Annotated in this window: 9 protein-coding genes; all 9 read left to right on the top strand. The window is 59.5% G+C overall.

Translation table 11 applies throughout. The features are described 5' to 3' along the window. A partial coding sequence (locus T18_RS24750; protein WP_323455279.1) for an ABC transporter permease occupies positions 1-871 on the top strand: 871 nt, incomplete at its 5' end. Further along, positions 871-1,788 (top strand): ABC transporter permease, encoded by a 918-nt coding sequence (locus T18_RS24745; protein ID WP_038497239.1) that lies wholly within the window; start codon positions 871-873, stop codon positions 1,786-1,788. The genes T18_RS24750 and T18_RS24745, both read left to right, overlap by 1 nt. Next, positions 1,788-3,623 (top strand): ABC transporter ATP-binding protein, encoded by a 1,836-nt coding sequence (locus T18_RS24740; protein WP_038497242.1) that lies wholly within the window; start codon positions 1,788-1,790, stop codon positions 3,621-3,623. The genes T18_RS24745 and T18_RS24740 overlap by 1 nt, the downstream gene beginning before the upstream one ends. A 58-nt stretch (positions 3,624-3,681) precedes the next feature. Next, positions 3,682-4,443, top strand: a complete 762-nt coding sequence (locus T18_RS24735; RefSeq protein ID WP_038497245.1) for a DeoR/GlpR family DNA-binding transcription regulator — start codon at positions 3,682-3,684, stop codon at positions 4,441-4,443. Then, positions 4,436-5,725: a Zn-dependent hydrolase gene (locus T18_RS24730; protein ID WP_019565881.1), complete on the top strand. Its 1,290-nt coding sequence runs from the start codon at positions 4,436-4,438 to the stop codon at positions 5,723-5,725. The genes T18_RS24735 and T18_RS24730 overlap by 8 nt, the downstream gene beginning before the upstream one ends. Beyond that, positions 5,722-6,687, top strand: coding sequence for a phosphotransferase (locus tag T18_RS24725; protein WP_038497248.1), 966 nt, complete (start codon positions 5,722-5,724; stop codon positions 6,685-6,687). The genes T18_RS24730 and T18_RS24725 overlap by 4 nt, the downstream gene beginning before the upstream one ends. A gap of 47 nt (positions 6,688-6,734) precedes the next feature. Continuing rightward, the gene (locus T18_RS24720) at positions 6,735-7,670 is read left to right on the top strand and encodes a choline/ethanolamine kinase family protein (protein ID WP_003516958.1); all 936 of its coding nucleotides are present in this window, start codon (positions 6,735-6,737) and stop codon (positions 7,668-7,670) included. After that, positions 7,670-8,458 carry a histidinol-phosphatase gene (hisN, locus tag T18_RS24715; RefSeq protein WP_003516959.1) on the top strand — a complete coding sequence of 263 codons (789 nt, stop codon included), beginning with the start codon at positions 7,670-7,672 and terminating at the stop codon, positions 8,456-8,458. Before T18_RS24720 ends, hisN begins: the two co-directional genes overlap by 1 nt. A 9-nt stretch (positions 8,459-8,467) precedes the next feature. Further along, complete coding sequence (locus T18_RS24710) at positions 8,468-9,859, top strand: ethanolamine ammonia-lyase subunit EutB (protein WP_003516960.1); 1,392 nt, start codon at positions 8,468-8,470, stop codon at positions 9,857-9,859.

Genomic DNA, 9,859 nt, shown 5'->3' with positions numbered 1-9,859 from the left:
ACGCCTTATGGCGGGCGGCATGGCGCCCGAAGCACTGATCGAAAAGATCGCAACCGACATGGGCCTTCGCGATCCCATACTGGTGCAATTCGGTCGCTATATGGGCGGTGTGGTTCGTGGCGATCTTGGCCAGTCCTTCGTGCGCCCGGCAAACGGCGCCTCGACCGGTGGCGCGACATTCAACGACTCAACTCGCGGCGAACGAGCGAAGGTCTTCGACCTGATTTTCGATGCACTTCCAATGACGCTTCAACTGGCGGCCGTGACGCTGGTGATTGCACTGGTCTTCTCGGCAATCATCGGCATTGCGGGCGGGCTTTCGATCGGCAGATGGCCAGACAAGCTTGCCTTCTACATCTCATCGATATTCATCTCGCTGCCGAATTTCTGGCTCGGCATCGTTCTGGCATTGCTTTTCTCGGTGAAGCTCGGATGGCTTCCTGCCATTGGCTATCAGGGCTTTGCCTACACAATCCTGCCGGCAATCGTGCTGGCGGTCGAATTGTCTCCGGTGCTGATCCGCACGCTGGTCAGTTCCGTATCCAGCCAGATGATGGAGCCCTATGTGGCGGTCGGACGCGTACGTGGCCTGAGCCGTTCGCGGATCATCTCCAACCATGCCCTGCGCAACGCCTCGGTGCCGCTTCTCAACCTGCTCGGTGTGCAATTCTCCAGCCTGCTCGGCGGGGTCATCATCGTCGAATATATCTTCGATTATCCCGGGCTCGGCCTTCTGACCATCAATGCCGTGCTGCAGCGCGACTTTCCGTTGATCCAGGGTATCGCGATCGTCACGAGCGCCATCTTTGTACTGATCAACATTGTCGTCGATCTCGTCGCAACAACCATCGATCCGAGGCTTGAATACTGATGTCCATCACATCCGCACTCGACACCCCGATCATATCGAAAATGGCAAGCCGCTCGATTGCGCGCCGCATATTCGATCGCGCCGCATCGACGCCCGGTTTTCGCATTGGCCTTACGATCTTCCTGCTGCTTGCGATTGCCGCCGCACTTTATCCGGAAATCAGTGGCGTCGACCCGACCAAGATGGATGTGAAGGCCCGCCTTCTGCCGCCACTTTTCTTCGGCGACAACTGGAGCTGGGGCCACCCGCTTGGCACCGATCAGATTGGCCGCGACATGCTGGTGAGGTCGCTTGTCGGCCTGCGTTATTCCTTCCTGATCGGGATTGCATCGGTTGCAGTGACACTCATCATCGGCTGCGCCCTCGGCACGATCGCCGGTTACTTCGGCGGTCGTATCGACATGCTGATCATGCGTCTGACCGATGCGCAGCTGTCTATCCCGATGATCATTCTGGCGATCGCCGTTCTTGGCGTGTCGCGCCCGACAATTCCGGCCATCGTCCTGGTGCTTGGTCTCTCAAGCTGGCCGGTCTATGCGCGCATCATGCGCAGCATTGTAATGACGGAAAGGCAGCGGGAATATGTGCGCGCTGCCAAACTTGGGGGCTCGACCGATTTCCGCATCATCGTCAGCCTGCTTCTGCCGCTGCTCCTGCCGCCGGTGATCTTCACCTCGGTGCTTGATGTGGCACGCATGATGATCTTTGAATCGACACTCGGCTTCCTCGGCCTGGGTGTCCAGCCGCCGACGCCGACCTTCGGCAATATCATTGCCGATGGCCGAAAGTATCTTCTGAACGCCTGGTGGATCGCTACCATGCCCGGCATTTTCCTCGGCCTCACTTTAACCAGCATCAATCTCATAGGCGCTTCGCTGGAACGGGCCCGCAACACCATTCACGGAGGGTCCGAGTGATGATCAAGCCGCTTCTTGAGTTGAAAAACCTCACCGTTAATGCCGGTCGCTCGGATAAGGCGAAGATTATTCTGGACAATATCTCCTTCAGCCTCGCGCCGCGAGAGATCGTCGGTGTGGTCGGGGCCAGCGGAGCCGGCAAGACGGTGCTGTCCAAGGCAGTCGTCAACTGGCTGGAACCGCCGCTTTCCGTGCGTTCCGGCAGCGTCCTCTTCGAAGGCAAGGATATTTACGGCATCTCCGAGAACGAGATGCGTACCCTGCGCCGCCGGGTCGCCTATGTCGGCGCCAATCCGATGGGTGCACTCGATCCGACGCTGCCGGTCGGCGTCCAGATCGTCGAGAAGCTGCGTGCGGTCGTTCCAGGCACCTCGCGGAAAGAGGCGGAAAAGCGCACGATCGAGCTTCTGGAGGCCGTCCGCATTCCCTCGGCTCGCAGCCGTTTCAGCGACTACCCTTCGCAGTTTTCCGGCGGCATGATGCAGCGCGCACTGATCGTTGATGCGTTGGTGACGAACCCGGCGCTGCTGATTGCAGATAACGTCACCCAGCCGCTCGACGTTACCGTCGCAGCCCAGGTCATCCGTCTGATGAAGGAACTGACCGACGGTTTCAATACCGCTGTGCTGTTCGTCTCCTCCTCACTTCCCGTTGCCCGCGAAGCCTGCAACCGGATTTTGGTGATGGAGAAAGGTCGCATCGTCGAGGAACAGGAAACCGAAAAGCTGATCGCTGCCCCTGCATATGCCTATACGAAAGAGCTTGTTGAACAGACGCCGAAGATCTGGATCGAAAAGACCGAGATGCCGCGTCTCAACGACAAACGCGACGTTGTCTTGAGCCTGCGCGACGCCTCACAGGTCTACAGGGTAAAGAAGAAGACCGGCTTCGGTGGCTTCAACCATGTGCGTGCGGTTCGCAACGTCACATTCGATGTCCGGCGCGGCGACAGTTTCGCGATCGTCGGTGAATCCGGTTGTGGCAAGTCGACGCTGATGCGGCTTCTGAGCAGGCTGGAATTGCCGAGCTCCGGCCAGGTTCTGTGCGGTGCCGACGATATCGCCATGCTCGGTGGCAAAGACCTTCTGACCTTCCGCAAGAAGCTGCAAATGGTACTGCAGGATCCGTTCGGCTCCCTGCCGCCACGCACATCGGTCGGGAAGATGCTGGAGGGCCCACTTCGCACGCACGGATGGAAGGAAAGTGCCAAAATTCGTGAGCGGGTGCTCAAGGTCATGGGCGAAGTCGGACTCTCCGCCGATCTCTACGAGGAATTGCCGATCGGCCTGAGTGCCGGCCAGCGCCAGCGCATCAACGTTGCCCGTGCGCTGGTTCTGGAGCCTGAAATACTGATCATGGACGAAACGCTTTCTGCCCTGGACCAGACAGAACAGTTCAAGCTTCTCGATCTTTTCCAGAAGCTGCAGAAGGAATACGGCCTCACTTACATCTTTATCTCCCACGACCTTGCGATGGTCCGCAAGGTCTGCAACCGCGTGGCGGTAATGTATCTCGGCGAGGTCTTCGAACTGGCTGATAACGAGCGGTTGTTCTTCGATCCCGGACATCCTTACACAATGGCGTTGCTCAGCGCGATGCCGACACTTGAAGAACGCCGCTACAAGGCGGAAGACTGCCTTCTGGAAGGTGAACCGCCAAGCCCGATCGATATTCCTCCAGGTTGCAGCTTCAAGTCGCGCTGTCCGCGTGCGATGGAGAAATGCGGCAGCCTGCAGCCCGCGCTTACCGCGCGTGGCAGCCAGGATTTCGCCGCCTGTCATCTCATCCAGCCATTGGCTCTCGATGACGCAACACGTCAAATGGCTTTAGCCTGACCATGGTTGCGGCGCCACAGACGGGGCCGCAACGATCACTAGAATCCAGGGTGCATTCATGAGTTTCACCGAACATCGCCTCAAGCTTATCCTCGACATGCTGAAGCAAACCCAGCGCGTCAATGTGAGGGAGCTTGCCGATTATCTGCAGGTCAGCCAGGAGTCGATCCGGCGCGACCTCAAGGAACTTGAGATGCGCGGTTATGCCCGCCGCGTCTATGGCGGCGCGGTCCTTGACCAGCAGGAAAGCGATCAGCCGTTTACCGACCGACTGCGCGTCAGCTCACGCGAGAAGGCCAAGATTGGCGAGGCGGCAGCGTCGCTAGTCGAGGACGGCATGAAGGTGTTCATCGATACCGGCACCACAACGATTGCCTGCCTGAAACATATCGAGACGCGCAAGGACTTGACCGTTGTCAGCAATTCGCTGGCGGTCGCAGCCCACTTCTTCAATCTGCCGCAGGCAAGTGTGCGGGTTCTTGGCGGTCGCATGCGCCCAGATTATCAGGCGACATACGGCCATGAGACCGTGGCCGCGCTGAAGGAGCATTTCTTCGATATCGCGATCATCGCCATCAGCGCCATTCACGCCGAACGCGGGTTCATGGATTTCGGCGAGGACGAGGCGATCCTGCGCCGCGTCGCCAAGGCCCAGGCAAAACGTTCGATCATTGTTGCCGACAGTTCCAAGTTTGGTCGTCTCGGCTCCATCCACACATTCGGCCTCAGCGAAATCGACGCGGTGGTGACCAGCGGCGTCATCGCGCGGGAATTTTCAGATCAATTCAATCAATCCAAAGTGGAAATCATACATGCCTGACGTCTCCTCCTCCCCTGTCCCGATCAATGCCGAGCGGCTCCAGATGCTGATGGAGACCCTCTCCACTTTTGGCGGCGGCCCCGATGGCTCGATGACCCGCCTGACGCTTTCCAGGGAAGACGGAATGGCGCGCGACTGGCTGGGGCACTGGTTTGCCGAAAACGGCTTCGAGCAGGCCGTGGACTCGATCGGCAACCAGTTCGGCAAGATGACCTTGGCGGGCGCAAATGCGCCCGTCGTCATGGTCGGCTCCCATATCGACAGCCAGCCGAACGGCGGCCGGTTCGACGGAGCGCTTGGTGTCATCGCCGCCTGCGAGGCGGTTTTGTCCGTCAGCGAACGTCTCAAGGCGGAAGGCAGGTTGTCCGCCTGCAACTTCCAGATCGTCAACTGGACCAATGAGGAAGGCGCCCGTTTCCAGCCGAGCCTGCTCGGCAGCAGCGTGTTTACCGGCGCCATTGACCTGGAATGGGCGCTCGAACGGGCCGACGGTGATGGCATTACGGTGCGCCAGTCGCTGGACGAGATCGGTTATGCTGGCAAGGAAAAGGTGGAAATTCCCGACGCATTGATCGAGCTGCATATAGAAGGTGACACGACGCTCAGCCGCGCCGGGGAGCGGTTCGGTATCTTCACGCGGTTCTGGGGCGCGACAAAATATCGGCTCGCCTTCCATGGACGCCAGGCACATACCGGCGCAACCCCGATGGCCGATCGCAAGGATGCGCTGCTTGCTGCTGCCTATCTGATCGCCGATCTCAAGCAGATATCGACCGAACACGGGCTGGACCTGCATACGTCGGTTGGCCGCCTGGAAGTCTTCCCCAATTCACCCAATGTCGTGCCGGCCGAAGCCGTGCTGTTCATCGAGCTGCGCTCGGGATCGCCAGACGTCCTGACGGAGGCGGAACGCAAGATGAAGATCAAGATCGAGGAAGCGGCGATGAAAGCCGGCGTCACCTCGGAGGTCCGCTCCATCGACCGCCGAAAGGCGGGAAGGTTCGCGCCGGGCCTGGTGACGCTTGCGCAAAGTGCTGCGGCGCATCTCGGCCAGAGCGCCCGTCACCTCGATACGATCGGCGGCCATGATGCCGTTGCCGTTTCCGATGTCTGCCCGGCGGTGGTTCTGGCGGTTCAGAGCCGTGACGGCGTCATCCACCACCCGACCGAGTATACCTCGCCTGAAGACCAGGCCCTTGGCACGCAGATAGTGGCGGACATGCTCTACAAGATCGCCTGTGAAGGTTTGAAAGTTGTCGAACTCAGCGAGGCTGCCGAATGAAGAGATCGGGCTCTCCTCAATCACCGATGGAAGCCCGCGCGGAGAAGGCGCTTTCAGTCTTTTCCGCAGTGATTGGCGACACCCCTTCCTATGCGCCGGGGACGGCAGCTGTCGCATCGCCGTCCTATCATGCCGTCGAATCCTGCGGTTTCGTGGTCGCGCCGACAGACGGGGAGGCACGTTATTTCCTGCGTCTCGGTGCCGATGAGGCAACCGATCTCGTGGATGCCGAGACCGCAAATGCTGCGGCACACCGTTTTCACAGCCTTGGTCTTTCGCCAGAGCCGATTGGTTACGATGCCGGGACGGCCAGCATGCTGTTTGCCCGACTTGGCGACGGCTGGCGAGCGGCAAGGATCGACGATCTGATGCAGCCGAAAACTGTTGCCCGCCTGATCGAGATGCAGACGACGATCGCAGGGAGTGTTTCCACTGGCCGAACATGGTCAGTCTTCGACGGCATCGATCAGCTCTGGGCGATCGTGAGTGCCGATGCCACCAGCCTGCCCGGCGATGTCGAATGGATGCTCTCCTGGATGACGCCGATCCGCGAGGCAGTTTCAGCGGCCGGCATGGACCTGAAACCGGCCCATGGTGATCCGCAGGCTTCGAATGTCATGCTGGGCCCAGACGGGAAAATGCAGCTCGTGGACTTCGACATGGCCGCCGACATCGACCCCTACTACCAGCTCGGCGTTCAGATGAACGAACTCTACCAGTTCGAAAGCCAGATGAGGCCCTTGCTGGAAATGCACGATGGAGGTTTCAGCGAAAGAAACTTCAACCGCTGCCGTGTCTATGCGGCGGCAGACGACCTCTACTGGGCGTTGCGCAGCCTCGTACTGGAGCTTCGTTCGCCTCCGCGGGGTGTCGAATTCCTGAAATATGCCGGCTGGCGGTTCCTGCGTTGCCGAATGCTGCTCGGCCAGCCGGATTTCGAGGCTAGGCTCAGAGCGCTCTAGGCATACGAGAACGATAACGGGCTAGAAACAATAACGGGAACAAGCCTATGAATGAACTGGGAATGGCACGATCCGATGCCGAACGGGCAGTTGAGGCTGCAATCATCCAGGTACCACCTTGGGAAGGACGGAGGCTGCGCTACAGTCCGGTTTCCGGCGGAATAAGCAACACCAATTTCCGCATCGAGGTCGAAGGCGAAGAGCGTGGGTATTTTCTAAAGATTCCCGGCCGCGGCACCGAGATGTTCATCGATCGCAAGGCCGCCGCTGCCGCCAGCAAGCAGGCGGAAGTGATCGGCATCGGCCCGAAGACATTCGACTATCTCGATCACCTCGACATCGAAATCGCCGAGTTCATCGACGGTCGCCGCGCCTCGACACATAGGGATTTTGCAGACCCGGCGATCCGCAACGAAGCGGTGCGCGTCTATCGGCAGTTTCACGATGCCCCTGCCCTGCCCCTGACAAAAACCGTCTTCGACATGATCGAGGAACATTTCGACCAAGTGCGCCAGCTTGACGGCCACTGGCCGCTCGACCACGACTGGCTCTTGCGCAACTACAGACAGGCGCGCGCCGCGCTTGAGGCATCCGGGCTCGATCTGGTTCCCTGTTTCAACGACCCGATGCCGGGCAATTTCCTGATCGGTGAAGACAAGTCGATCAAGCTGATCGATTTCGAATATGCGTCGAACAATGAGAGGCTCTACGATCTCGCGATCTGGAGTGGCGAGATGTTCTATTCCGAGGCGACCGACTGCGAGATAATCGAGGAGTATTTCGGTCGTTACGACAAGGCGCATCACGCACGCTTCATCGTCCACAAGGCACTCGCCGACATCAAGTGGAGCACCTGGGCGATGGTACAAAACCGGATATCGACCCTCGATTTCGACTTTTACAAGTACGGAATCTGGAAGCATATGCGCGCCCGCTCGATTATCCACGATCCCCGTTGGCCCCTGTTCCTGAAAGCCCTTTGATGCCCGTCACCGATATCAGCCCGCAAGAAGCTGCGACCTATATCACCTTCGCCGCGGAACTTGCCGACGCCGCGCGTCCGCTGGCGCTCTCCTATTTCCGGACCCCGCTCGACGTTATCTCAAAACTCGACGATAGCCCGGTGACAATCGCCGACCGGGCGATCGAAAAACATCTCCGCGAGATGATCGAGGCGCGCTTTCCCGATCACGGCATCCATGGTGAGGAGTTCGGCGTAAAGGAAGGTAACGCCTTTACATGGGTGCTGGACCCGATCGACGGCACCAAGAGCTTCATCACCGGTTTCCCGCTGTTTGGTACGCTTGTCTCACTGACATTTCAGGAAAAGCCATTCTGTGGTCTGATCGATATTCCAGCCACCGGCGAACGCTGGCAGGGCCGGCCGGGAGAGACACTCTTTGCTGGCAAGCCGGCCCACGCCAGCGGCTGCGAAAACCTCTCCAGCGCGCGTTTTTATACGACTTCGCCGGACATGTTCGTGGACAGCGAAGCTGAAAGCTTCGAGCGTCTCTCCCGCAAAGCCAGGCTGCGGCGTTTCGGTGGAGACTGCTACATCTATGGTCTGATCGCTTCCGGCCATTGCGACATCGCTCTCGAGACGGGACTTCAACCTTACGACTACATGGCTCTCGTGCCCGTTGTGACGGGTGCCGGCGGATGCATTACGGACTGGCGGGGCAATGCGCTTTCGATCCATTCCGACGGACGGGTTCTGGCGTCGGCCACCCCGAGACTTCATGACGAAGCCCTGGCCCTCCTCAACCGGTGACGTGAACAAATGCCCTATACGACGACAATCGAGCAGACTGTCTTCCGCTTTGATGATCTGAAAATGCTGCTGGCGAAAGCAACCCCGGAGCGCTCCGGCGACCAGCTGGCCGGCATTGCGGCGCAAGGCCCGGTCGAGCGCTTGGCAGCCCAGATGGCGCTGGCCGATCTCCCCTTGAAGGCATTTCTCGGCGAGGAGCTCATTTCGTCGGAGGCTGACGAGGTTTCCCGACTGATCGCGCAACGGCACGATCCGGCAGCCTTTTCCGCAGTTTCCTCGCTTACTGTCGGTGAATTGCGCGAATGGTTGCTCAAGCCCGAGACGTCGCATGAGCGGCTGGAGGCGGTGACCTTCGGACTGACGCCGGAAATGGTCGCGGCCGTGTCGAAGATCATGCGCCTGCAGGACATGATAGCTGTTTCTGCCAAGCGACGTGTCGTGACGCGATTCCGAAACACGATCGGGCTCGCCGGGCGGCTTTCCACCCGCAACCAGCCCAACCACCCGACCGATGACAGCCGCGGCATCATAGCGTCTGCCATCGACGGGCTGCTGATGGGGTCGGGAGATGCCGTGATTGGCGTCAATCCCGCGACCGATACGACGGATGACTATATCCGCATCGTTTCCTTGCTCGACGAATTGCGGGAAAAGCTTGCGATCCCGACACAGACCTGTTGCCTTGGCCATGTAACGACGGCGATCCAGGCAATCGAACGGGGTGCGCCGGTCGATCTCGTCTTCCAGTCGGTGGCGGGATCGGAAAAGGCCAATCGCGGCTTCGGCATCGATCTGGCGCTTCTGAAGGAGGCACATGAGGCGGGGCGGTCGCTTGGTCGTGGCATGCCGGGCGCAAACGTCATGTATTTCGAGACTGGACAGGGCGCGGCGCTTTCGGCCGATGCGCATTTCGGCGTCGACCAGCAGACGATGGAGGCACGTGCCTATGCCGTGGCGCGCGAGTTCGATCCACTGCTCGTCAATACGGTCGTCGGTTTCATCGGGCCGGAATACTTGTTCAACGGCAAGCAGATCATCCGTGCCGGCATCGAGGATCATTTCTGCGGCAAGCTCCTTGGCCTGCCGATGGGCGTCGACGTCTGCTACACCAACCATGCCGATGCTGATCAGGAAGATATGGATACGCTGTTGACGCTCCTCTGCGCAGCCAATGTCAATTTCGTCATCACCGTTCCCGGCGCCGACGATATCATGCTGAACTACCAGTCGCTATCGCATCACGATGCCGTCTATTGCCGCGAGACGCTGAAACGGCCACCCGCACCAGAGTTCGAGAAATGGCTTTTCGAAATCGGCCTGACCGATCCAGATGGCGCGCTGGTCGGCGAGCCTGTCGCGCTTTCCAATTATGTCCGCAACAGCGCATTGATCGGAGCCTGA

This window comes from Rhizobium sp. TBD182 (assembly GCF_001950375.1).
GTDB lineage: Bacteria > Pseudomonadota > Alphaproteobacteria > Rhizobiales > Rhizobiaceae > Agrobacterium > Agrobacterium tumefaciens.
This window is presented reverse-complemented; position numbering and strand designations above follow the sequence as displayed.

What these genes read in the sequence shown, in the direction of transcription:
- T18_RS24745 (WP_038497239.1), top strand. Translation starts at nt 871, where the DNA reads ATGTCCATCACATCCGCACTCGACACCCCGATCATATCGAAAATGGCA.
- T18_RS24740 (WP_038497242.1), top strand. Translation starts at nt 1,788, where the DNA reads ATGATCAAGCCGCTTCTTGAGTTGAAAAACCTCACCGTTAATGCCGGT.
- T18_RS24735 (WP_038497245.1), top strand. Translation starts at nt 3,682, where the DNA reads ATGAGTTTCACCGAACATCGCCTCAAGCTTATCCTCGACATGCTGAAG.
- T18_RS24730 (WP_019565881.1), top strand. Translation starts at nt 4,436, where the DNA reads ATGCCTGACGTCTCCTCCTCCCCTGTCCCGATCAATGCCGAGCGGCTC.
- T18_RS24725 (WP_038497248.1), top strand. Translation starts at nt 5,722, where the DNA reads ATGAAGAGATCGGGCTCTCCTCAATCACCGATGGAAGCCCGCGCGGAG.
- T18_RS24720 (WP_003516958.1), top strand. Translation starts at nt 6,735, where the DNA reads ATGAATGAACTGGGAATGGCACGATCCGATGCCGAACGGGCAGTTGAG.
- hisN (WP_003516959.1), top strand. Translation starts at nt 7,670, where the DNA reads ATGCCCGTCACCGATATCAGCCCGCAAGAAGCTGCGACCTATATCACC.
- T18_RS24710 (WP_003516960.1), top strand. Translation starts at nt 8,468, where the DNA reads ATGCCCTATACGACGACAATCGAGCAGACTGTCTTCCGCTTTGATGAT.